This window comes from Thermodesulfatator autotrophicus (assembly GCF_001642325.1).
Taxonomy (GTDB): Bacteria; Desulfobacterota; Thermodesulfobacteria; order Thermodesulfobacteriales; family Thermodesulfatatoraceae; genus Thermodesulfatator; species Thermodesulfatator autotrophicus.
In genome coordinates, this window is record NZ_LSFI01000041.1 from 1 (window position 1) to 20,563 (window position 20,563).

23 protein-coding genes and 2 tRNA genes are annotated in these 20,563 nt (G+C 44.4%); 17 read left to right on the plus strand and 8 right to left on the minus strand.

Translation table 11 applies throughout. The annotated features are described in order from the left end of the window. Nucleotides 1–40: 40 nt before the first annotated feature. From TH606_RS08565 to TH606_RS08575, 3 genes are all read left to right on the plus strand, one after another. Complete coding sequence (locus TH606_RS08565) at nt 41–1,924, plus strand: ASKHA domain-containing protein (protein ID WP_068542940.1); 1,884 nt, start codon at nt 41–43, stop codon at nt 1,922–1,924. 34 nt (nt 1,925–1,958) lie between these two features. Beyond that, complete coding sequence (locus TH606_RS08570; protein WP_068542942.1) at nt 1,959–2,456, plus strand: bifunctional adenosylcobinamide kinase/adenosylcobinamide-phosphate guanylyltransferase; 498 nt, start codon at nt 1,959–1,961, stop codon at nt 2,454–2,456. A 52-nt stretch (nt 2,457–2,508) separates the two neighbouring features. Then, nucleotides 2,509–2,595: transfer RNA gene (locus TH606_RS08575), tRNA-Leu, on the plus strand. 19 nt (nt 2,596–2,614) lie between these two features. Here the strand turns inward: TH606_RS08575 and TH606_RS08580 are convergent. The 7 genes from TH606_RS08580 to TH606_RS08610 all read right to left on the minus strand — a co-directional run bounded on the left by TH606_RS08580 (nt 2,615) and on the right by TH606_RS08610 (nt 8,633). Then, entirely contained in the window at nt 2,615–3,301 is a 687-nt protein-coding gene (locus TH606_RS08580) for a LytR/AlgR family response regulator transcription factor (protein ID WP_068542944.1), read from the minus strand. A 54-nt stretch (nt 3,302–3,355) separates the two neighbouring features. Beyond that, on the minus strand, nt 3,356–5,260 hold the full coding sequence (cooS, locus tag TH606_RS08585) for an anaerobic carbon-monoxide dehydrogenase catalytic subunit (RefSeq protein ID WP_068542946.1): 1,905 nt from the start codon (nt 5,258–5,260) through the stop codon (nt 3,356–3,358). A 231-nt stretch (nt 5,261–5,491) separates the two neighbouring features. Further along, a tRNA-Gly gene (locus TH606_RS08590) sits at nt 5,492–5,567 on the minus strand. 90 nt (nt 5,568–5,657) lie between these two features. Further along, nucleotides 5,658–6,596, minus strand: coding sequence for a pyruvate synthase subunit PorB (gene porB / locus TH606_RS08595; protein WP_068542948.1), 939 nt, complete (start codon nt 6,594–6,596; stop codon nt 5,658–5,660). Beyond that, nucleotides 6,593–7,771 carry a transketolase C-terminal domain-containing protein gene (locus tag TH606_RS08600; protein ID WP_068542950.1) on the minus strand — a complete coding sequence of 393 codons (1,179 nt, stop codon included), beginning with the start codon at nt 7,769–7,771 and terminating at the stop codon, nt 6,593–6,595. The genes porB and TH606_RS08600 overlap by 4 nt, the downstream gene beginning before the upstream one ends. Nucleotides 7,772–7,774: 3 nt before the next feature. Then, nucleotides 7,775–8,071 carry a 4Fe-4S binding protein gene (locus tag TH606_RS08605; RefSeq protein WP_068542951.1) on the minus strand — a complete coding sequence of 99 codons (297 nt, stop codon included), beginning with the start codon at nt 8,069–8,071 and terminating at the stop codon, nt 7,775–7,777. Between the two features lie 10 nt (nt 8,072–8,081). Next, on the minus strand, nt 8,082–8,633 hold the full coding sequence (locus TH606_RS08610) for a pyruvate ferredoxin oxidoreductase subunit gamma (protein WP_068542954.1): 552 nt from the start codon (nt 8,631–8,633) through the stop codon (nt 8,082–8,084). Between the two features lie 151 nt (nt 8,634–8,784). Between TH606_RS08610 and TH606_RS08615 the strand changes: the two genes are divergently transcribed. Then, a complete protein-coding gene (locus TH606_RS08615; protein WP_068542956.1) occupies nt 8,785–9,699 on the plus strand; it encodes a pentapeptide repeat-containing protein in 915 nt (304 codons plus the stop codon). Further along, on the plus strand, nt 9,699–10,550 hold the full coding sequence (locus TH606_RS08620; protein WP_068542958.1) for an HDOD domain-containing protein: 852 nt from the start codon (nt 9,699–9,701) through the stop codon (nt 10,548–10,550). The genes TH606_RS08615 and TH606_RS08620 overlap by 1 nt, the downstream gene beginning before the upstream one ends. A gap of 533 nt (nt 10,551–11,083) precedes the next feature. On the opposite strand, the gene TH606_RS08630 is transcribed toward TH606_RS08620, so the two are convergent. After that, on the minus strand, nt 11,084–11,824 hold the full coding sequence (locus TH606_RS08630; protein ID WP_068542962.1) for a UPF0280 family protein: 741 nt from the start codon (nt 11,822–11,824) through the stop codon (nt 11,084–11,086). A gap of 38 nt (nt 11,825–11,862) precedes the next feature. On the opposite strand from TH606_RS08630, the gene kdsA reads away from it, so the two are divergent. The 12 genes from kdsA (at nt 11,863) to gap (ending at nt 20,561) form a co-directional block, all read left to right on the plus strand. Then, a complete protein-coding gene (gene kdsA, locus TH606_RS08635; protein ID WP_068542992.1) occupies nt 11,863–12,705 on the plus strand; it encodes a 3-deoxy-8-phosphooctulonate synthase in 843 nt (280 codons plus the stop codon). Next, entirely contained in the window at nt 12,686–13,243 is a 558-nt protein-coding gene (locus TH606_RS08640) for a KdsC family phosphatase (protein ID WP_068542963.1), read from the plus strand. Before kdsA ends, TH606_RS08640 begins: the two co-directional genes overlap by 20 nt. Beyond that, nucleotides 13,207–13,785: an LPS export ABC transporter periplasmic protein LptC gene (gene lptC / locus TH606_RS08645; protein ID WP_197460541.1), complete on the plus strand. Its 579-nt coding sequence runs from the start codon at nt 13,207–13,209 to the stop codon at nt 13,783–13,785. The genes TH606_RS08640 and lptC overlap by 37 nt, the downstream gene beginning before the upstream one ends. Continuing rightward, nucleotides 13,778–14,233, plus strand: coding sequence for a lipopolysaccharide transport periplasmic protein LptA (gene lptA / locus TH606_RS08650; RefSeq protein WP_068542968.1), 456 nt, complete (start codon nt 13,778–13,780; stop codon nt 14,231–14,233). Before lptC ends, lptA begins: the two co-directional genes overlap by 8 nt. Nucleotides 14,234–14,235: 2 nt before the next feature. Next, entirely contained in the window at nt 14,236–14,964 is a 729-nt protein-coding gene (gene lptB / locus TH606_RS08655; RefSeq protein WP_068542970.1) for an LPS export ABC transporter ATP-binding protein, read from the plus strand. Between the two features lie 4 nt (nt 14,965–14,968). After that, nucleotides 14,969–16,411 (plus strand): RNA polymerase factor sigma-54, encoded by a 1,443-nt coding sequence (gene rpoN, locus TH606_RS08660; protein ID WP_068542971.1) that lies wholly within the window; start codon nt 14,969–14,971, stop codon nt 16,409–16,411. 9 nt (nt 16,412–16,420) lie between these two features. Further along, nucleotides 16,421–16,951 (plus strand): ribosome hibernation-promoting factor, HPF/YfiA family, encoded by a 531-nt coding sequence (hpf, locus tag TH606_RS08665; protein WP_068542973.1) that lies wholly within the window; start codon nt 16,421–16,423, stop codon nt 16,949–16,951. A gap of 44 nt (nt 16,952–16,995) precedes the next feature. After that, on the plus strand, nt 16,996–17,454 hold the full coding sequence (locus TH606_RS08670) for a PTS sugar transporter subunit IIA (RefSeq protein ID WP_068542975.1): 459 nt from the start codon (nt 16,996–16,998) through the stop codon (nt 17,452–17,454). Continuing rightward, nucleotides 17,438–18,328, plus strand: coding sequence for an RNase adapter RapZ (rapZ, locus tag TH606_RS08675; RefSeq protein ID WP_082863590.1), 891 nt, complete (start codon nt 17,438–17,440; stop codon nt 18,326–18,328). The genes TH606_RS08670 and rapZ overlap by 17 nt, the downstream gene beginning before the upstream one ends. Before the next feature lie 2 nt (nt 18,329–18,330). Then, on the plus strand, nt 18,331–18,723 hold the full coding sequence (locus tag TH606_RS08680; protein ID WP_068542977.1) for a PTS sugar transporter subunit IIA: 393 nt from the start codon (nt 18,331–18,333) through the stop codon (nt 18,721–18,723). 323 nt (nt 18,724–19,046) lie between these two features. Further along, complete coding sequence (gene rimI / locus TH606_RS08685; protein ID WP_068542979.1) at nt 19,047–19,502, plus strand: ribosomal protein S18-alanine N-acetyltransferase; 456 nt, start codon at nt 19,047–19,049, stop codon at nt 19,500–19,502. Between the two features lie 54 nt (nt 19,503–19,556). Then, complete coding sequence (gene gap, locus TH606_RS08690; RefSeq protein ID WP_068542981.1) at nt 19,557–20,561, plus strand: type I glyceraldehyde-3-phosphate dehydrogenase; 1,005 nt, start codon at nt 19,557–19,559, stop codon at nt 20,559–20,561. The last annotated feature ends 2 nt before the right edge of the window (nt 20,562–20,563 follow it).

The following is a 20,563-nucleotide window of genomic DNA, read 5'->3' on the forward strand; positions in this document are numbered from 1 at the left end:
CTATCTTTTCTGAATCCTGGCTTGAGCTTTAGGAGGGCCTATGCCCAAGGTTACCTTTTTGCCAGCCAACATTACGGTAGAAATCCCTGAAACAGAAACCATAATCAGGGCAGCCATGAAGGCTGGCCTTCATATAAACGCTTCCTGTGGCGGGGCAGGTGTTTGTGGTAAGTGCCGCGTCTTTGTGGAGGGGGGAGAAGTAGAGGGAGAGCCCCTCCCCGAAGGCGGTTACAAGGCCTGCACCCTTTATCCCAAAAGCGATGTAACTATTCGTATTCCTGTGGAAAGTGAAGTTGACCGCCGCGCCCTTTTGCGCCCGGTGAAAAAAGTAGCTTCAGCCTGGCTTGAGGCCCGCGAAGCCGCTCAAGTCTCCATAGACCCGGCTATTAAAAAAATCTATCTCAAACTTGAGCCACCAAGCCTTGAAAATAACATGCCTGACCTCTCACGCCTTGAAACAGCTCTTTTACAAAACCTTGGCGTAGAGCGTTTAGAGGTAAACTGGCGTCTTTTACGGAACTTGCCTTACCGGTTGCGTGAGAAAAATTTTGAAACTACTGCTATCTTATTTGAAGAAACGCCTCCTAAATTACTCGGAGTAGAAGCCGGAAACACCACCAAAAGGCATTTTGCCCTGGCAGTGGATATCGGAACTACCACTATTTGCGCCCAACTGGTTGACCTTGTAAGTGGCAAAATCCTGGGGGAGACTTCTGATTACAACCCACAAATAAGTTACGGGGAAGATGTCATAAGCCGCATTGAATTTGCTCGCAAAAAGGACGGCCTAAAAATACTTCACGAAAAAGTTATTGAATGCCTTGGAAAGCTGGCTCAGGAACTTTGCCAGCAGAATAACATAAACCCTGAAGAGCTCTCTCATTATTCTCTGGCGGGAAACACCGTGATGAGTCACTTCCTGCTATTTCTTGAGCCCAGGTTCTTGAGGGAAAGCCCTTACGTGCCAGTGGCCTCGCGTTTCCCCTTGGTGCCTGCCAAGGATTTAGGTTTACCTGCCGGAGAACAAACCATATTAACTCTGGCTCCGTGTGTGGCCAGTTATGTAGGCGGTGATATTACCGCCGGCGTAGTGGCTACTGGTATGGCCAAAGAAGACCCTCTTACTTTATTTATTGACATTGGGACAAACGGCGAAATCGTGGTCGGCAATAAAGATTTTCTGGCCTGTGCTGCCTGCTCTGCCGGGCCGGCCTTTGAAGGAGGAGGAATAAAACATGGAATGCGAGCTACCATCGGGGCCATAGAGGCTGTAAGCATTGACCCCCAAACCCTTGAGCCCATGATTCTTACCATTGGCAACAAAAAGCCCAAAGGCATCTGCGGCTCGGGTATTATCTCCCTTCTGGCCACACTTTTTATTGAAGGAATTATTGACCAGTCAGGAAAATTTCGCCGTGACCTTAATTCTCCACGTATAAGAGAGGGCCGTGAAGGCTGGGAATACGTTCTGGTGTGGAAAGAAGAGTCTGCCACCGGAGAAGACATCGTTTTTACGGAAGCTGATATTGACAACCTCATTCGGGCCAAAGGGGCCATGTTTTCAGGCTACCAGACTTTACTTGAATCCGTAGGGCTTGATATTACGATGGTTGAACGAGTGATTCTTGCGGGAAACTTTGGAAGCTTCCTTGACCTTGAGCAGGCCATAATTATTGGCCTTTTACCGGATTTGCCCCGGGAAAATTTCTACTTCGTAGGTAACAGCTCGCTCATGGGAGCAAGAATGGCAGCGCTTTCTAAAGAAGTTCTGGCTGAGATGGAGCGCGTGGCTCAGATGATGACCCACTTTGAACTCTCAGCTCACCCGGGATATATGGACTATTATGTTTCGGCCCTGTTTTTACCTCATACTAACTTAGATTTGTTCCCTACGGTAAAAGAGCTTCTCCAACAAATAGGCTAATAGGGGCAGGTCAAGTGCCTGCCCATAAATAGCTATGAAGATACTGGTTCTTGGCGGCATAAAAAGTGGAAAAAGCAATTTTGCCCTGAAACTGGGAAACGAATTCCCGGAGCCACGCATTTTCCTGGCCACCGCCCAGGCCTTTAACAAAGAAATGGCGGAAAAAATTAAACGCCACCGCCGCGAACGAGGTCAAAACTGGCATACACTGGAAGTCCCCCTTGAGCTTCCTCAAATTCTTAGTGAAATTGAATCCTGTGGTGTAGCCCTTATTGATTGTTTGACAGTGTGGCTGGGAAATCTCTTTTATCACCAAAAAGATGTTGATTCCTACTTAAAGTCTTTGCTTGATAGCATAAAAAATTTTTCTTATCCCCTAATAATCGTATCAAATGAAATAGGCCTGGCCCCTGTGCCAGCGGATAAAGAAATCAGAATGTTTGCTGAAAGTTTGGGACTTCTTAATCAAAAAGTAGCCAGACTCTGCGAACGCACCTATTTAATGGTAGCAGGAAGGGCCCTGATTATTTAGGCTCTAAACGGCCTTGACTAAAGCCCAAATTGGCTTTAAATAAAAAGAGCGTGCCGAGGTGGTGGAATTGGTAGACACGCTGTCTTGAGGGGGCAGTGGGCGTAAGCCCGTGCGGGTTCGAGTCCCGCCCTCGGCACCACTTAAGTCAATTCCTTCTACTACTTAAGTCCAAAAATATTCAAAAATTCTTTGCTTTTCCTCTTGCTAACTGGCAAGATTTGCCTGCTTTTTAATAACAAAAAGTAGCGAGATCCCTCTTTAAGAAGCCTCTTAATAAAAGCTAAATTGACAATATAACTGCGGTGAATTCTAAAAAATTGATTTTTGTCTAAAAATTTTTCTATTTTAGCCAGAGACAATGGGCATAAATATGTTTTTTCATTACAAAAAAGCTCGGTATAATTCCCCGCTGCTTTAAAAAACTCTATCTCCTTTACTTCTAGAAACAGAATGGTCTCATCATCATAGACGGGAATTTTTAAAATTCTGTGCTGTTTATCCGCGGTCAAAAAAGTAATATCAAAAAGAAGCGCTAAAAATTTATATTCACAGTCTCCTTCCAGCAAAAAAACTTTTCCTAACAAGAATATTTCTCCATGGTGCTGACCATTAAAAATTTTTAAGATGTAACTGTGGCTTTGCCCATAAGAAGTGGCCTCTTCTTTCATTTTAAGAATTTTTTCTCTGGCCTGTTCGTCATGAAGGGCAAGAAGACTATTTTTCCCGGGAGGTAATGAAAAATTTTCCCTTATGAAATTGTTTACACAAAGGATGTTAAATTTGTCATCAAATATAACTAAACCTGCGTCAAAATTTCTAAAAAGCTCGCTTATAATATTAATCATGGCCTGGCCGGGAAGTTTTACTATAAAGTTAACATCTTCCCGGCCAGAAGGCAGCTAAAAAGATTTGCGTTTTTCCATAATGATTTCTTCCATCAAAGAAGCCGTCTTAACCGGGTCTTCTTCCACAAAGAAATAACCACCAAGCAATTCTTTGATCCCCTCAGTAAGGATGCCAACCACTTCTTCACTCCCACCAATGGGAGGCATGGGCCAGAGATGGACAGGCACACCTGAAGCCACAAAATAAGTTCCAATAGACACGGCCTTTTCTGTCATCCATTCTGGAGCTGAACCCACCAAAGGAAGGTCTGAGATATCCACTTTAAGGTAATCCGCCAGGGCTCCGGCTAGCACCAGCATGCGTGAACAGTCAACACAGGAGCCCATGTGAAGGACTGGCGGGATATCAAGGGCCTGACAAACTTCTTTTAAACCCTCTCCTGCCAATGACTGGGCTTCAATTTTCATCAATCCCGCCTTAGCCGCCGCAATAGCCCAGCAACCAGTGCCAATAACCAGGATATCTTTCTTTATAAGCTCTCTGGTCAAACTTATGTGAAAGGCATCATGCTTTACTTTAGGATTATTACAACCGACGATACCAACCACACCCTTGATTTTGCCAGCCAGAATAGCATCTACCAGAGGTTTAGGGCTACCTCCCAAAATCTTAATGATTTCTTCTACGCTAAAACCAACTACTGCTTCCTCCACTTCTTTTGGTATGTGGACTTTTTGTGGGTCTCTCTCACTATAAGCATCTATCGCCATTTCCACTATTCTTTGAGCTACCTCTCTGGCATGATGTTCATCAAACTGGACATGTATAGCCTCAGGAAAAGCAGCACGGTCACTGGTGGAAATAAATCTGGTGTGAAAACATTTGGCTAAAGGCCCAAGAGAAGGAAAAATACACTGCACATCTACCACCATAGCTTCTACCACTCCAGTCATAATGGCCAACTCCTGGTGAATCATGTTCCCGGCTACCGGAACTCCACGCCTCATAAGAACCTCGTTAGCCGTACAACAAATTCCTGCCACGTTTATGCCTTTAGCTCCGACTTGTTTGGCCTTTTCCTGCATTTCGGGGCTCATAGCCGCAGCCACCACTTGCTCTGAAAGTATTGGCTCGTGACCATGGACAATGATGTTTACCTGATCTTCTTTTAAAACACCCAGATTGGCCTTAATAACCTTTTTGTCTGGTGTGCCAAACAAAACATCTTGAAGTTCCGTGGCAATAAGAGAACCTCCCCAGCCATCAGCCAGGGCAGTTCTTACGCCTTGAGCCAAAATTGAAAGGGCTTGATTATCTACGCCCATAGTGGTTCGGTGCATACATTCTGTTATTTCGCGGTCAATATTGCGAGGAAGGATCCCCATCTTTTTATCAGTTTTAGAGAAAAGAATCTGTTCTACTTTCTGCCATGTTTCTTTTCTTTTTTGAGGGGCGTAGGCTTTTAAAAAGTTAAGGGGTGCTTCGTCCTGTTTACCGAAATCTTCAAGGGCCATCCGGGCTACTTCTCTGGCAATGGAACTGATATCCTGTGAAGTATCTATATTTAGTTTCTCAGCGATAGCTTTGAGTTTAGCCTCATCGCTAATTTGATACTCTTTGTTTTCATCCCGGGCTACCTCGTTAAATAAGACTGCTACGGCTCGCCCGTGGTCTGAGTGGGCTGCTGCCCCAGCTGCCAGGGCCCTAATTAAATTTCTGGCTACAATAGTTGCGGCGTCAGCTCCACAAACACCTCTGGGATTTTTTTCAGTAACGCGGCAGGGCCCCATAATACAATTACGACAGCAAACCCCATTTGTGCCGAACTTACAATGTGGTGACTGGCGCTCAAGGCGGTCCCAGACAGTTTCATAATCTTCCTTCCTGGCTAAAGAAAGGATATCAAGAACAGCCGGGTCAACACTAAGGTCTCCCAATTCCCTTTTCTTTTTGGGCATAAAAACCTCCCTAGTTTTTAGGTAGGATATCTAAAATAGGTAGGAGCTGGAGAGAAAAATGACAAACAGGACTATTTAATGACGAGCGGACAAATAGGAAAATATGTAGAATTTTATCTACATACCTACCAGGATAAACGCCGTCTATGATTTTGAAATATCATTACCAAATGAAGGAGGGCAGTCCCCAAGATGGCTTTGGCGCTTATATCTCTTTTGGCATATAAAAAATGGAGCGGGAGACGGGACTTGAACCCGCGACATCCACCTTGGCAAGGTGGCGCTCTACCAACTGAGCTACTCCCGCTTTCAAGTTGCTTTTAATTAAATAACGAGCTACTTAAGCCCTGTCAAGTCTCAATTTTTAGGGAGCCGACGCTCTCGGCTCCCTTTACTTCTAAAGTTCAGCTAACTTTAATAGGCGTTCATACTCAGCATCCACCCGCCGCTGAATCTCAGCTACTACCTCAGGAGTTAGATGACGGAAACGACGCTGAGTTTTCAAGTACTCTTCTACAGGTTTGGGCTTGGTAATCTTGCGGGTGATGTAATACTTGCCCTCAATAACCTCGTAAAGGGGGAATACTTTAGTATCCACTGCCAGACGCGCGATCTTAATGGAATCTTCTCCGCGAGATCCCCAACCTGTGGGACAGGGAGAATAAATGTGCACGTAAGCTGGCCCCTTTACCAGAGCTGCTTTCTTGACCTTGTTCATAAGGTCTAGAAAAAAGGCCGGACTAGCCGTAGCCACGTAAGGAATGCCGTGGGCTACCGCAATTTGAGGAACATTCTTTTTCCAGGTCATCTGGCCAAAACTGCGTTCTCCTGGAGGGCTGGTGGTGGTCATAGCACCAAAAGGAGTACAGCTTGAACGCTGGACCCCTGTATTCATGTACGCTTCGTTATCTAGGCAGATATAGACAAAATCATGGCCGCGCTCAAGGGCACCAGAGAGAGCCTGAAGCCCAATATCAGCTGTACCACCGTCTCCTGCCACTGCAACCACATCAACATGACGGCTTTTCGGAAAACGTCCCTTTCTTTTAAGCACCTTAAGAGCTGCCTCTATTCCAGAAGCCACCGCTGCTGTGTTTTCAAATGCGGTGTGTATCCAGGGAACCCTCCAGGAAGTATGGGGGAAAGGCGAGGTAATAATTTCCATACAGCCCGTGGCATTGGCCACAATAACATCAGTGCCCAGGGCCTTCATGGCCATGCGCAAAGCTAAAATTTCACCACAGCCCTGACAACCCCTGTGACCTGGAGCAATAGGCTCCACTTCCGGCAAATTTTTAAGAGAAAAACCTTTAAATTTATTGAATTCTGGTATCATGACTCACGCACCCCTATTGTTTCATATAGTTCTTTTGGCCGCTTTTTACGGTAAAAAGCAGCCCTTTCTGCCATTTCTTCAAAATCTTCCACCGTCACGTCTCTACCACCAAGGCCAGCGATAAAATTAACCACTCTGGGCTTACGGCCAGCATTGTAAAGGGCCGCCTTGACTTCAGTAGCTACTGGCCCGTTAACCGCACCTGGTGGCATAGCCCTATCAATCACCGCCAACACAGGCACTTTTGAAACCGCACGCCTGAACTCCTGAACAGGGAACGGCCGCCAGAGCCTTATACGCACGAGCCCCACTTTCTTGCCTTCATCACGCATTTTATCAACGGCTGTCATGGCAGTTTCTGCTAGACTTCCCATAATAAGGAGGGCTACTTCGGCATCTTCCATACGGTAAGTCTCAACGGCATTGTATTCTCGGCCAAAGCGCTTAGCCCAGTCTTTCCACACACGCTTTATCACTTTGGGCGTATTTCTAAAGGCTTCGTCCTGGGCTTTTTTGGCTTCAAAGTAAATTTCAGGGACCCCTACCGGCCCCATGGTAATGGGCTTTCTGGGATCAAGCTTATATTTGGGTTTAAATGCCGGTAAAAAGGCGTCAACTTCTTCTTGATCAGGGAGGATAATGGGCTCAATAACGTGAGAGAGAACAAAGCCGTCAATATTGACTATGATGGGGAACATAACGTTTTTGTCTTCAGCTATACGGAAGGCCTGAATAGTAAGGTCAACCGCTTCCTGACCATTTTCCGCCCAGACCTGAATCCAGCCAATATCACGATTGGCCATAATATCGCTATGGTCATTCCAGATACTGATAGGGGCAGAAAGAGCTCTGTTAGCCACTACCATTACCACTGGAAGCCTCATAGCTGAAGCAATAAATAGCATTTCGTGCATAAGAGCCAGCCCTTGAGCAGCTGTAGAGGTAAAAGTGCGTGCTCCAGTGGCTACCGCTCCAATAGCTGCACTCATGGCCGAGTGTTCGGATTCTACAGTAATATACTCGGCGTCAAGCTCACCGTTGGCCACCAGTTCACTCAGGTGTTCCACAATATGGGTCTGCGGGGTAATAGGATAGGCAGCAATAACTTCTGCCTTAGCCAGTTTAACGGCGTCAGCAATGGCTATAGATACCTCTTTAGCAATTCTTTTTCCCATAACTTAAACCTCCTCCATAACCATAGTAATGGCCCCTTTAGGACAGGTGGCCATACAAATCCCGCAGCCCTTACAGTAGTAAAGGTTTACCAAATAATAGCCTTCTTCATCGCGCTGGTCATAACACATGTCAGGGCACATTATGTAGCATGTACCGCATTTAATGCACTTGTCCTTGTCAAGCACAGGGCGCATAGAACGCCAATTACCCGTCTTAAATTCGGCACTGTTCCCGGGCTCAAGAATATAAAGCCCAAAAGGAACCTCTTGCCAGGGCATCATTCCTTTATCTTTACCCATAACAAACTCCTTAGGCGTAAATTTTAGTTTCTTTAATAGCACGAGCCATAGCGGCCTTATTCTTATCAGCCAGGCGCCCAAAACGGTGTTCAAGGGCTTCTTCCAGATACTTCTGGTCCACCAGGCCGGTTGCCTTCAAGAAGGCTCCTAACATGGTAGTATTGGTAATGGGTAGGCCCAGCTCTTCTATAGCTATTTTAGTAGCATCAACTACGGCCAGTTTCCCCTTAAAGCCGCCTAAAATTTCTCTCAAAGTCTTTTCATCTTTAGCAGAATTAAGAATAACCCAGCCGTCTTCTTTAAGGCCATCAGTAACATTGACAATAGTAGGAAGAGAAGGGTCAAGCACTACCACAATATCAGGATTATAGACCTTTTCTCTGGTCCGGATACGTTTGTCGCTGATACGCACAAAGGCCATCACCGGGGCCCCTCGGCGCTCAGGGCCAAAACTCGGAAACGCCTGGGCATATTTCCCCTGATTAATTGCCGAGATAGCAATTAGCTCAGCAGAGGTAACTCCCCCCTGCCCTCCCCTACCATGAAGCCTTACTTCTATCATGGGCATTCTCCTTATATATAAAAGTTCTAGGTTAGGAATTGTTGTTAACATAACTTAAAAATCAGGTCAACAAAGCTGAACAAAAAAATCATCTAAATTCAATCATTTTCCGAAAAGTTTTTTAAAGAAAATACGATTATTAGAAAGGGATATGAAAAAACTAAATTGCCAAGAAAAATTAGACTTTAGTGGTAAAAACTTAGAAGGTCGGGACTTTAGTGGTGAAAATCTGGCTGGAGCCAAATTTTTTCGAGCCAACCTCAGAGGCACCCTTTTCACCGGAGCTAACCTTAAGGGGGCAGATTTTACCGGAGCCAATCTTGAGGGAGCCAATTTAGAGGGAGCTAACGCCGAAGGCGCTGGTTTTGGTATGGCCAACTTAAAAAAGGCCAGACTTTTTAACGCTAATTTCAAACATGCCTCATTTACCAAGGCCTCTCTTAAAGGAGCCGATGCCAAATGTGCTGATTTTTCTCTGGCTCGTCTCAGAGAAGCTGACTTACGCGAGGCGGACTTTTCCGCCGCTAAATTTAAAGAAGCCCATCTCAACTTGAGCCGGGTAGAAAAGGCCATTTTTAAAGATGCTGACCTGAGAGGGGCTCATCTACGCATGATAAAAGGTTATAAAAAAGCCATCTGGATAGGCGCTGATATAAGAGACATAAATTTTTCTGGAGCTTACCTGGTAAGACGCCATATTATGGATGAGAACTACCTGGAAGAATTTCGCCAGCAAGGACGCCTGGCTCGCCTGCTTTATTTTTTGTGGTGGCTCACTTCAGATTGTGGCCGAAGCCTTGGCCGGTGGTGCCTTTTAATTGCTTTTCAAGCTATATTTTTCGCCTATCTTTATCATTTAATCGGAGTGGATTACGGAAAATACCCTACACCTTTATCTCCTCTTTACTACAGTATCGTTACCCTTACTACCCTGGGTTACGGGGACGTTATCCCCAATTCCATGCTAGGCCAGGTAATTGCCATTTTAGAGGTAATAACCGGTTATGTTATGTTAGGCGGGCTACTAGCCATCTTCACCAATAGAATTGCCAGGAGAGCAGATTAATGGGACTTTTAAATTTTCTTAAAAAGAAAAAAGACCCTAGAGAAGAATTACGTAAAAAATTAAAAGATTTTGAACTTCCTTACTTGCCAAAAGCTGCCCTTTTGGCCCTTGAGGCTATTCGTGACCCAGAGACATCGGTAAAAGAAATAGCCCAAAGGGTAGCAGCTGACCCAGGGCTACATCTTAAAGTTTTGCGAACGGTTAACTCAGCGGCTTTTGGGCTACCACGACAGGTAAATAACATAGAACATGCCGTGGCCCTACTTGGCCGAGCAAGACTTGAATCTCTCCTTCTCCCCCTGGCTGTAAAAGAAAGCTTGCCGCCTATAAATACTCCTTGTTTAGACTACAAGTTATTCTGGTTAACTGCCACTAAGCGAGGAACTTTAGCTCGAAAAATTGCCCAAGCCCTTCATCCTCACTTCAACGTGGAAGCCTTTAGCGCTGGCCTGCTTCAAGATATTGCTGTCCCCGTAATTCTTCATGTCTTTCAAAAAAACTATTGCCCGGTAATTGAGACCTGGAATCTTGAACCTGAGATAAACATTCTTGAAATTGAAAAAAAGACTTTAGGCTATGACCATCAAGAAATAGGCCTTCTTATGGCTGAAGAATGGGAGCTTCCCCCTTATCTTGCCGAATCAATAGGAAAACATCATTTCCCTGAAGTAGAACCTGGTATTTTTCTTTCTTCTTTTTTGAGATATAACCGCGAAACCTCAGCAGAGGAACGCGAAATCATAATCGCGCTTGCCAAAGACAAATTCAACCTAACTCCTGAGGACATGAACCAGATGATTTCCCAAGCGGAAGAAGAAGCCCAGGAACTCACCCAGATCTTCCTTTCATGATTTCAGATTAGCAGATTATTGTTTTTATACTTTAAGGGAAGAGATTGCTTCGCCACTTCGCGGCTCGCAATGACAACCCATTGTCACTGCGAGGAGATCCCTCGCTCTCGCTCGGGACAGGCGAAGCAGTCTCATAAGAAATTACCCCACTCCACTCGTAAAAACCATACAATGACGAGTAAAGAGAAGGTTCACAATGACACCCTTTTTTTCGTCACTGCGAGCGAAGCGAAGCAGTCTCTGAGATTGTCGGGTTGAGATTGCTTCGCCCTCTGACGAGGCCTCCAATGACTTGGTCCGTGCTGTCAACGGCGAGGAGTCCCACACTCCACTCGGGATAAGCGAAGCAGTCTCAGGAAAGTGTTTTGCAAAGGTCTCAATGTGATTTTTTGCTCTCCAGAATGTCATCGCAAAACTACGCAGTCATCGTGGCAGTTTTACCTCCATTTGCTACCGCTCAGGACAGGGATTACTTCGCTCCGCTCGCCATAACAGCCCCAGAAATGTCGTCTGTTTTGTACTCCCAGCAACAACTAGGTTTTCAACGGCACCAGCTCAATGGCTTTTCCTTGAGCAAAAAGCTTATCACCCAGTACACAGACAACACCCAGTATGTGGTCAATCTTAGAAGCTGCTTTTTTTAATTTTTTAAAGTCTTTTGGGGTTTTAACCAGGTTTCCCAGAGCAGTGGCACAGGCGTCAGCTAAAGCAGTATCTTTGGCTATCACGCAAAGGGCATCAGCTTTCCCGAGGCTCAAGCTGTGACCCACGGTCCCTGAAGAGGTACAAACACCACAGGGCATAAGACCTTTTTTGATGCGTAACCCAAGCCTACCTGAAATGGGAGAATTAGCCGCCCATATAGCCACGGTGGCCTCTTTTTTTAAGGAGAGATAAACATCACCACCATTTTCCACCACCACTTCCCTGGTTAATCCGAAGTTTATTAATCTTTCCCCCAGTTCCTGGGCAATAGCTCCAGCCACCGCCGCCATTGGTCCTACTCCGGCCAGCCGCCCGGCCTTAAGCATTTTTTGAACTAAAGGTGGAGCTCCTGAGTCAAACGGTAAAGGTTTCAAGCTATTCAAGAACAAAGGATATCTTGCAATGTAGTTTTCAAGCTCCTGGCGTATGTCATAAAGAAGTTTTAGAGCTTCCTGGGAAAGGTCTTTTTCTGCCAGAATCAAGAGGTCTGATTCCCTTAAAACTACCCGGAAAGGAATAAGCTTTTCACTGGCTATGCGGGTGCGGTAGTCTCTTATTTCAAAATTCATATAGCATTAAATTATAAGTAAGCTAAAATACAAAAATGATGCCAAAGATTAATAGCGTAAAAATAGCTAATTTCCAAGTGGGAGGGGCAAAACCGCTTCTCATTGCCGGCCCATGTGTGCTGGAAGAGATAGACATTGCCCTTAAATGTGCCCGTTTTATGAAAGAAGTCGCCAGAGAGGCTGGCTTTAACTATGTTTTTAAGGCCTCATTTGATAAAGCCAACCGCACTTCCCTTTCTTCTTATCGCGGGCCAGGGATTGAAAAAGGCCTTGCCATGTTAGAACAGGTAAAAAAAGAGATGAACGTTCCCGTTATTTCTGATATCCACGAACCCTGGCAGGCCGAACCAGCGGCTGAAGTTTTAGATATTATTCAGATACCCGCCTTCCTTTGCCGACAAACAGACTTAATCGTAGCGGCGGCACGCACTGGGCGGCCAGTAAACATCAAAAAAGGCCAGTTTGTCTCCCCCTGGGACATGTATTACGCCGTAGAAAAAGCACGAGGAGCCGGCGCTCAGGGTATTTTGCTAACCGAGAGGGGATATACTTTTGGATACCGGAACCTGGTGGTTGATATGCGAACCTTTCCCATCATGCGCAGTTTCGGAGTGCCAGTTATCTTTGACGCCACCCACAGCGTTCAGCTTCCAGGAGGGGCAGGAGGGGCCTCTGGCGGAGAACGAGAATTCGTAGGTCCACTTGCCAGAGCCGCTATAGCTACTGGGGTTGACGGCATTTTTATGGAAGTCCATCCTGAACCTGAAAAGGCCCTTTGTGACGGCCCTAATTCTTTACCCCTGGAAGAAGCCAGGAAGCTCCTTCTGGTTCTAAAAGAAATATATGAGGTGATACTGAAAAATGATATCCTTTCCGCCTGAAATCTTTGAAAAGGCAGCTAAAATAAGGCTCCTGCTCCTTGATGTTGATGGCATTCTTACTGACGCAAGAATAATTGTTGATGAAGCTGGCCGGGAAATAAAACATTTCTGTGTACGTGACGGCATGGGCATAAAACTTTTGCAAATGGCAGGCCTTGAAGTGGGGCTTCTTTCCAGCCGTACTTCTAAGCCCGTTTCCCATCGGGCCCAGGAACTGGGGATTGACATGATTTTTCAGGGAGAAAAAGACAAGCTTTCCCTTTACGAAAAAATAAAAGGAAAAAAGGCCCTTTCTGACCAGAATATCGCCTTTATGGGCGATGACTGGGTAGATATTCCTGTGCTGGCCAGGGTAGGGCTTGCTATTACAGTACCTGAAGCCTGGCCACCGGTAAAAGACTATGCCCATTATGTTACCCAAAACAAGGGCGGCCACGGGGCCGTACGTGAAGTGTGCGACCTTCTGCTAAAGGCCCAGGGAAAATGGGAGGAAGTTTTAAGGTGTTTCGCTCCGTCTTCGCTTACGCGTTGTTTTTAATATTTTTGGTGGGCTGCTCGTGTTCGCAACAGTCCCCAAAAACTTTAGATAACGCTCGAATCCCAGAACACGAAGAAAAGACTTCTCTAAAAATTAAGGAAACCAAGTCAGTTGAAGAAAAGTTAGTCCCCACTCTAGAAATAAAAAAATTGTATTACGTGATTTATGAACAGGGAAAACTCAAATGGAAAATATGGGCAGAAAAGGCACTAATGTACGAAAAAGACAGAATTAATTTCTTAAGTCTTAAAATTTGTGCCCGCCCGGAAGAAGGTTTTTGTATCACCGCTGAAAAGGGAGATTATGATTCTCTAAAAGACGAATTTATTTTCAAAAATAATGTACATCTTAAAACCAAAAATAAAGGGGAACTTTTTACGTCTTATCTTAAATACTTAGCGGGCCAGAATCTTTTAATCACCACAGCTGAAGTCAAAATAATAAAAGAAGGCCTGGTTATCAGGGGAAAAGGCCTTGTTTATGACCTAAAAGCAGGCAAAATGAAAATATTAAAGCAAACCGAGGTAAAAATAGATGCTTAAAAAAGGCTTTTTGGTAATGGCTTTTGTATTTTGGTGCTCACTGGCTTTAGCCAAAGAGCCCATTTCTATTAAGGCTGACCACATGGAAGTGCTAGAGAAAGAAAACAAAGTCATTTTCACCGGCCACGTGGTGGCTAAAAAGAAAGATTTCACCATTTTTGCCGATAAACTTGTGGTTTTTTATCAGTTAATTAATGGCAAAAGAGAGGTAAAAAAGATAGAAGCTACGGGAAAAGTAAAGATTAAACGCGGAGAACTGCTTGCTCACTCTGAAAAGGCCTCTTATTTTCGTGATAAAGACATTTTAATCCTTGAAGGCTCGCCGGTGATATGGCAGGGCGATAACACAGTCAAAGGCTCACGCATTACCTTCTATCTTTCTGAAGAGCGTTACGTGGCAGAATCAGACCCATCAGAAAGGGCTGAAGCCATTCTCTTTACAGAATAGTTATGACTAAAGTTCTTAAAGCTCAAAATCTGCGCAAACGTTTTGGCAAGCGAGAGGTGGTTAAAGGGGTTTCTCTGGAAGTGGCCACCAGCCAGGTAGTAGGGCTCCTTGGCCCAAACGGCGCCGGCAAAACCACCACTTTTTATATGGTTTGTGGGCTTTTACCCGTTGATGACGGCAGAGTATATTTAAATGATAAAGACATTACCCGCATACCTATACACCAAAGGGCCTGGGAAGGAATAGTTTATCTTCCTCAGGAACCTTCTGTTTTCAGGCGCTTAACCGTGGCCGAAAATATTCTCCTGGTTTTAGAAATCCTAAAAATTCCTCGAAAAGAAAGAAAAAGAAGGCTTGAAGAATTGCTGGAGGGCTTTGGCCTGGCCCCTTTGCGGGACCAGATGGCTTATGCCCTTTCAGGAGGCGAAAGAAGACGGGTTGAAATAATGAGAGCGCTTGCTAGAGAGCCAGAGTTTCTACTTTTAGATGAACCCTTTGCCGGAATAGACCCTATTGCCGTGGCTGATTTAAAAGAAATTATCAGAAATCTCAGGGAACAGGGGCTAGGGATACTTATCTCTGACCACAACGTCCGGGAAACCTTGCTAGTTTGTGATTTTGCCTATATTGTAGCTGACGGCCAAGTTATAGCCTCGGGAAAACCAGAAGAAATCGCCGAAAATCCTCTGGCACGGGAGTTGTATTTAGGTAAAGATTTCAGGTTAAATTAAAAATATGGCACTAGAACTAAGACAACAGGTTAAACTTACCCAACAATTAATATTAACCCCTCAGTTGCAGCAGGCCATTAAACTGCTGCAACTGAATCGGCTGGAACTAGAGCAGGTTATCCGCCAGGAAATAGAACAAAATCCCGTTTTAGAGCAGGTAGAAACCGAGCCTAAAACCGTTTCTTTAGAAGACCTTACCCCAGAAACAAAAGTCAACGGTGAAGGAACACTGGCTGTTGAGAGCCCTCTTGGAGCTGAAGCGGTAAAAGAGTTTGATTGGGAGGCCTATTTTCAGGATACAGGGAGCTCTTACCCAAGCTTTGCCTTTGAAGAAAAAGAAGCTCTGGATTATGAAAGACGGCTATCCAGGCCTGAAGATTTAGTTTCTCATCTCCTCTGGCAACTATATCTTTCAGACTTGGACGAGAAAGAAAGAGAAATAGGCGAATACATTATCGGAAATCTTGATGAAAGAGGCTATTTAACCCTAGATGTTGCTGAAATTGCTAAAGACCTAGGGGTCTCTGAAGAAACAGTTTTAAAGGTCCTTAAAAAAATTCAGTTTTTTGACCCGGTAGGGGTTGCTGCCAGGGATTTGAGGGAATGTCTTTTGATTCAGCTAGAACATCTGGGTCTTAAAGGCACCCTTGCGGAAAAAATAGTAAAAGACCACCTCAAACTACTTGAGCATCAAAAAATACCGCAATTAGCCAAAATTTTAGGGGTAACGGAAGCGGAAATAGAAGCAGCAATAGAAGTTATTCGCCACCTTGAACCACGGCCGGCCCGAAATTTTGCTGACACTGAACCACAATATATTGAACCAGACGTGGAAGTTTTTAAAGAAGGCGATGAATGGGTGGTGCGATTGGTTGACGAAGGTTATGGACGCCTGAAAATAAGCCCTTATTACCGCAAGCTTTTGCAAGACCCAGCCACTCCTCTTGAAGTCAAACAATACATTCAGAAAAAATTAAAAGCAGCCACCTGGTTTATAAAAAGCATTGAACAAAGAAACAGGACATTGCTTAAGGTTTCGGAAAGTATTATGCGCTTTCAGCGAGATTTTCTGGAAAGAGGGATAATGGGTTTAAAACCCCTGACTTTGAAGGAAGTAGCCAATGACGTAGAGCTCCATGAATCTACGGTGAGCCGGGTCACCACCGGGAAATATATTGATACTCCTCATGGCCTTTTTGAGCTCAAATACTTCTTTTCCTCGGGCTACCGAAGCTCTTCAGGAGAAGAAGTGGCCTCAGAAACGGTAAAGCAATATATCCGCGAAATAATTGCTAAAGAAGATCCCAGCAAACCGTATAGTGACCAGAAAATCTCAGATATTTTACGCCAGCAATACAACATAAAGATTGCTCGGCGCACGGTGGCTAAATATCGTGACCAAATGGGCATTTTGCCGGCCAGCCGGCGCAAAAACAAAACCAAGTAAGGAGGCTTTATGCAAATCAATGTAACCTTCAGGCACCTTGATTCTTCTCCAGGTTTAAAAGAATACGTTAACAAAAGAATTTCCAAATTAGCTAAATATTTTAACGGTCCAGTTGAAGCTAATGTTATTCTCAAAGCAGAAAAATTTAGACAGCAAGCGGAAGTTAGTATTGTAGGTGACGGATTCAATATCAACGGTAAAGAAGAAACGGGCGATATGTATGAAGCCATTGACCTGGTAGTAGCCAAACTTGAAACCCAGATAAAAAAATTTCGTGAAAAGAGAAAAAGCCGCAAAAAGAGTGCGGGCAAAGAATTTGAGCCAGCCCCTTTAACCATTGAAGAAATTTCTGAAGAAGGCCCAGAAATAGAAGTAGAAAGGGTCTTTGTAAAACCTATGTCCGTTGAAGAGGCCGTTGAACAAATCAAAACTACCGGTCAAAATTTCCTGATTTTTAATAATTCTGAAACAGATTCGGTAAACGTGCTCTATAAAAAAGGTGAAGAGCGCTACGTTTTAGTTATACCTGAACTTTCGTAGAATAAGAAAGGGCCTTTAGGCCCTTTCCTGGTAAAAGTTGAGCCATGAAAATTAGAGACCTGTTACTAGAGAATTGTTTCTTTGTGGACATCAACGTTAAAGATAAGTGGCATTTTTTCAAAGAAATAGCCGAATGCATAGCCAAAGAGATAAACCTGCCAGCTGAAAAAATAGAAAAGGCTCTGGTGGAAAGAGAAAGACTTGGCACCACTGCGGTGGGAGGAGGAATAGCTATTCCTCATAGCCGCCTGGAAGGCCTTGAAAAAATAGTTATTGCCGTAGCCCTTTCCCGCCAGGGTTTTTATTTTGAATCTCTTGACAAAAAGCCAGTTCATCTGGTTTTTGTGGTACTTGCCCCTGAAAACGAATCATCTCTTTATTTAAAAACTCTGGCCCAGCTGGCCCGGATTCTCAAACAAGAAGACATCAAAAAAAGGCTTATCAACGCTCAAAACATCCAGGAATTTAAAGAGGTCCTAGCTGAAGTTGACCGCGAATACTAAAGAAAAAATCCAAACCGTTATCATAACCGGCCTTTCCGGGTCAGGGAAAAGTACCGCCTTGCGCGCCTTTGAAGACCTGGGTTTTTTTGGCGTTGATAATCTTCCGGTAGAACTTTTGCCTGCGTTTTTGGAGATAAAAAGCAAACATATCCAAAATAATATGCCCTTGCGTTTGGCCCTGGTTATGGATGTAAGGGAAGAAGGCTTTATAAAAAGTCACCGTGAGGTATTCCAGCAGGTAAAAAAAGAAGGATACCACCTGGAGATTTTATTCCTGGAAGCTACTGACGAAATACTCGTCTCTCGCTTTTCTCAAACAAGAAGGCCTCACCCTCTGGCTCCTAAAATGCCTTTGCTTGATGCCTTAAAGCTTGAAAGGCAACTCCTCGCAGAAGTTAAAGAGGTTGCCGATGTGGTTATTGACACTTCAAATTTAAACGTACATCAACTAAGGAGGGAAATAAAAGAACGTTTTGGACCACGTCATGACCTTTCTTCTCTTTTAGTTCATATAATTTCTTTTGGTTTTAAGTATGGAGTCCCCCCAGAAGCTCACTTGCTTTTTGACGTGCGTTTTTTACCCAATCCCTATTTTGAACCTTCTTTAAGACCACATTCAGGCTTAGAACCCATGGTTAGAGACTATGTAATCAACCAGGACGAAACAAAACAATTTCTGGCTCTCTCTGAACAGTATCTCAGGTTTTTAATCCCACAGTATGAACGAGAAGGAAAAACTTACCTGGTGGTAGCCATTGGCTGTACCGGAGGAAGACATCGCTCAGTAGCCATTGCCCAGGAGATAGGCCTCATGGTAAAGGAATGGGGATGGGAAACCATAGTCTCCCATCGCGATTTGGAAAAGGAGGCCTAAAGATGACAGGAATTATTATCACCGGCCATGGCAGGTTACCTGAAGAATTAGTGACAATATGTGCTTTTATTTTGGGAAAAGTTGAAAATATAGAGCCCATGCCCATTGACCCTTCTCTTCCGGCTAGCGAAATTCATAACAAATTGGCTGAAGTTATTAAAAAGACTGACCAGGGGCAGGGGATCGTAATCCTTACAGACCTCTTCGGAGGAACTCCTTCAAATATAGCCCTTTCGTTTTTGAAGCCAGGTTATATAGAGGTAGTCTCAGGAGTAAATCTCCCTATGCTCATTAAAGCTGTACAAAACCAGGATAAGCCTCCCTCAGAATTAGCCAATATCCTGGTTGAAGCCGGACGCAAATCCATTAACCAGGCCTCTGAGATTTTATCCTGATTCATTAACTGCTAATTTACCCGAGCAGAGCAAGGTATTCCTGAGACTGCCCCATAGAGCTCGCAGAGAGAATGTAGGCAAACATTGCAAGGCCTCGTGGGCGGCCGTAGCTACGCCCTATAGTGTTTTTATTATATTAGACCTTTGCAAAATATTTCCAGAGACTGCTTCGCCTGTCCCGGTCTCCTCGCAGTGACAGGGAAAGATGTCATTGCGAGCCGCGAAGTGGCGAAGCAATCCTTGTCGCGAGGCGACACAGTCGCCGTGGCGATCTAAAACTAGTGTTTCATAGTTTTGAAAAGGTCTCATATATTAGAATTGTTATGTCTAAAATCTCAGGAAAAATTAAAATCAGGCCAGCACGCCGAAAAGACTTAAAAGCTATAAGCAAAATAGAAAATCTTTCATTTCCTACTCCGTGGCCACCTTCTCTTTTGTTGGCGGAATTACATAAAGACTATTCTTACTTCTGGGTGGCTTTACTTGATGAAAAATTAGTCGGTTATATCTGTTTCTGGATTATTAGGGACGAAGTCCATCTAGCCAACATTGCTGTCCACCCAAGATATCGTCAAAAGGGAATAGGAAGTAAACTTCTGAAAACATTTTTATCTTTCGCTAAACGTAAGGGAGCCAAAAGAGTTTATCTGGAAGTCAGGGCCCGCAATAAATTAGCCCAAAAATTCTACCAAAAATTTGGTTTTTTGAAGGATGGCATCAGAAAAGCTTATTATCAAGACACTAAAGATGATGCTATTTTGATGAGTAAGAGGTTATAATAAGAGTATCTTAGTAGTGCTCTAAGCGAAACTAATCTTTAAAGGAGGTCGTTTATGGGGATAAAAATTGGAATTAACGGTTTTGGGCGTATTGGACGTTGTGTTTTCAGGGCTTTCTTAAAGTACCCTGAGTTTAAAGACATTGAAATCGTGGGCATCAATGACTTGACCGACAATAAAACTTTAGCCCATCTTTTAAAGTATGACTCCCTTTTCGGCACTTTACCTAATGAGATTAAGGCCACCGATGAGTCTATCATTGTAGATGGAAAAGAAATCAGGGTCTTTTCTGAACCTGAGCCTGGGAAGATCCCGTGGGCAGAGGTGGGAGCTGAATATGTAATAGAGTCCACCGGCCGTTTTACAGATGCCAATTTAGCTCGCGCCCACATAGAGGCAGGGGCCAAAAAGGTTATTATTTCTGCTCCGGCCAAAAATGAAGATTTTACCGTAGTTTTAGGGGTAAACGAGGAAGACTATGATCCTTTAAAACACCACGTGATTTCCAATGCTTCCTGCACCACTAATTGTTTGGCTCCAGTAGCCAAAGTGCTACTTGACAAATTTGGTATCAAGCGCGGTCTGGTAACCACTGTTCACGCTTACACCAATGACCAGCGTATTCTTGATTTCCCTCACAAGGATTTGCGTCGAGCTCGCGCCGCGGCTGTCAATATGATCCCAACTAAAACTGGAGCAGCGGCAGCAGTAGGCAAAGTCATCCCTGCCCTGGTGGGCAAATTTGATGGCTTGGCCGTAAGGGTGCCCACTCCTGACGTATCCTTGGTTGATCTTGTAGCCGAACTTGAAACCGAAACCACTATCAGCGAAGTAAATGAAGTCTTTAAGGCCTCGCAGAATCGTTATCTGGCCTATACCGAAGAGCCCCTGGTTTCAACAGATTTTCTTGGTAATCCTCACTCTGCTATTGTAGATGGCCTTTGCACCAGAGTTATTGAAGGGCGTATGGTAAAAATTATGGCCTGGTATGATAATGAATGGGGATACGCTAACAGGCTTCTTGACTTGATTCTTTATATGGAATCTAAAAAAGTCTAAAA

What these genes read in the sequence shown, in the direction of transcription:
- TH606_RS08565 (WP_068542940.1), top strand. Translation starts at nt 41, where the DNA reads ATGCCCAAGGTTACCTTTTTGCCAGCCAACATTACGGTAGAAATCCCT.
- TH606_RS08570 (WP_068542942.1), top strand. Translation starts at nt 1,959, where the DNA reads ATGAAGATACTGGTTCTTGGCGGCATAAAAAGTGGAAAAAGCAATTTT.
- TH606_RS08580 (WP_068542944.1), bottom strand. Translation starts at nt 3,301, where the DNA reads ATGATTAATATTATAAGCGAGCTTTTTAGAAATTTTGACGCAGGTTTA.
- cooS (WP_068542946.1), bottom strand. Translation starts at nt 5,260, where the DNA reads ATGCCCAAAAAGAAAAGGGAATTGGGAGACCTTAGTGTTGACCCGGCT.
- porB (WP_068542948.1), bottom strand. Translation starts at nt 6,596, where the DNA reads ATGATACCAGAATTCAATAAATTTAAAGGTTTTTCTCTTAAAAATTTG.
- TH606_RS08600 (WP_068542950.1), bottom strand. Translation starts at nt 7,771, where the DNA reads ATGGGAAAAAGAATTGCTAAAGAGGTATCTATAGCCATTGCTGACGCC.
- TH606_RS08605 (WP_068542951.1), bottom strand. Translation starts at nt 8,071, where the DNA reads ATGGGTAAAGATAAAGGAATGATGCCCTGGCAAGAGGTTCCTTTTGGG.
- TH606_RS08610 (WP_068542954.1), bottom strand. Translation starts at nt 8,633, where the DNA reads ATGATAGAAGTAAGGCTTCATGGTAGGGGAGGGCAGGGGGGAGTTACC.
- TH606_RS08615 (WP_068542956.1), top strand. Translation starts at nt 8,785, where the DNA reads ATGAAAAAACTAAATTGCCAAGAAAAATTAGACTTTAGTGGTAAAAAC.
- TH606_RS08620 (WP_068542958.1), top strand. Translation starts at nt 9,699, where the DNA reads ATGGGACTTTTAAATTTTCTTAAAAAGAAAAAAGACCCTAGAGAAGAA.
- TH606_RS08630 (WP_068542962.1), bottom strand. Translation starts at nt 11,824, where the DNA reads ATGAATTTTGAAATAAGAGACTACCGCACCCGCATAGCCAGTGAAAAG.
- kdsA (WP_068542992.1), top strand. Translation starts at nt 11,863, where the DNA reads ATGCCAAAGATTAATAGCGTAAAAATAGCTAATTTCCAAGTGGGAGGG.
- TH606_RS08640 (WP_068542963.1), top strand. Translation starts at nt 12,686, where the DNA reads ATGATATCCTTTCCGCCTGAAATCTTTGAAAAGGCAGCTAAAATAAGG.
- lptA (WP_068542968.1), top strand. Translation starts at nt 13,778, where the DNA reads ATGCTTAAAAAAGGCTTTTTGGTAATGGCTTTTGTATTTTGGTGCTCA.
- lptB (WP_068542970.1), top strand. Translation starts at nt 14,236, where the DNA reads ATGACTAAAGTTCTTAAAGCTCAAAATCTGCGCAAACGTTTTGGCAAG.
- rpoN (WP_068542971.1), top strand. Translation starts at nt 14,969, where the DNA reads ATGGCACTAGAACTAAGACAACAGGTTAAACTTACCCAACAATTAATA.
- hpf (WP_068542973.1), top strand. Translation starts at nt 16,421, where the DNA reads ATGCAAATCAATGTAACCTTCAGGCACCTTGATTCTTCTCCAGGTTTA.
- TH606_RS08670 (WP_068542975.1), top strand. Translation starts at nt 16,996, where the DNA reads ATGAAAATTAGAGACCTGTTACTAGAGAATTGTTTCTTTGTGGACATC.
- TH606_RS08680 (WP_068542977.1), top strand. Translation starts at nt 18,331, where the DNA reads ATGACAGGAATTATTATCACCGGCCATGGCAGGTTACCTGAAGAATTA.
- rimI (WP_068542979.1), top strand. Translation starts at nt 19,047, where the DNA reads ATGTCTAAAATCTCAGGAAAAATTAAAATCAGGCCAGCACGCCGAAAA.
- gap (WP_068542981.1), top strand. Translation starts at nt 19,557, where the DNA reads ATGGGGATAAAAATTGGAATTAACGGTTTTGGGCGTATTGGACGTTGT.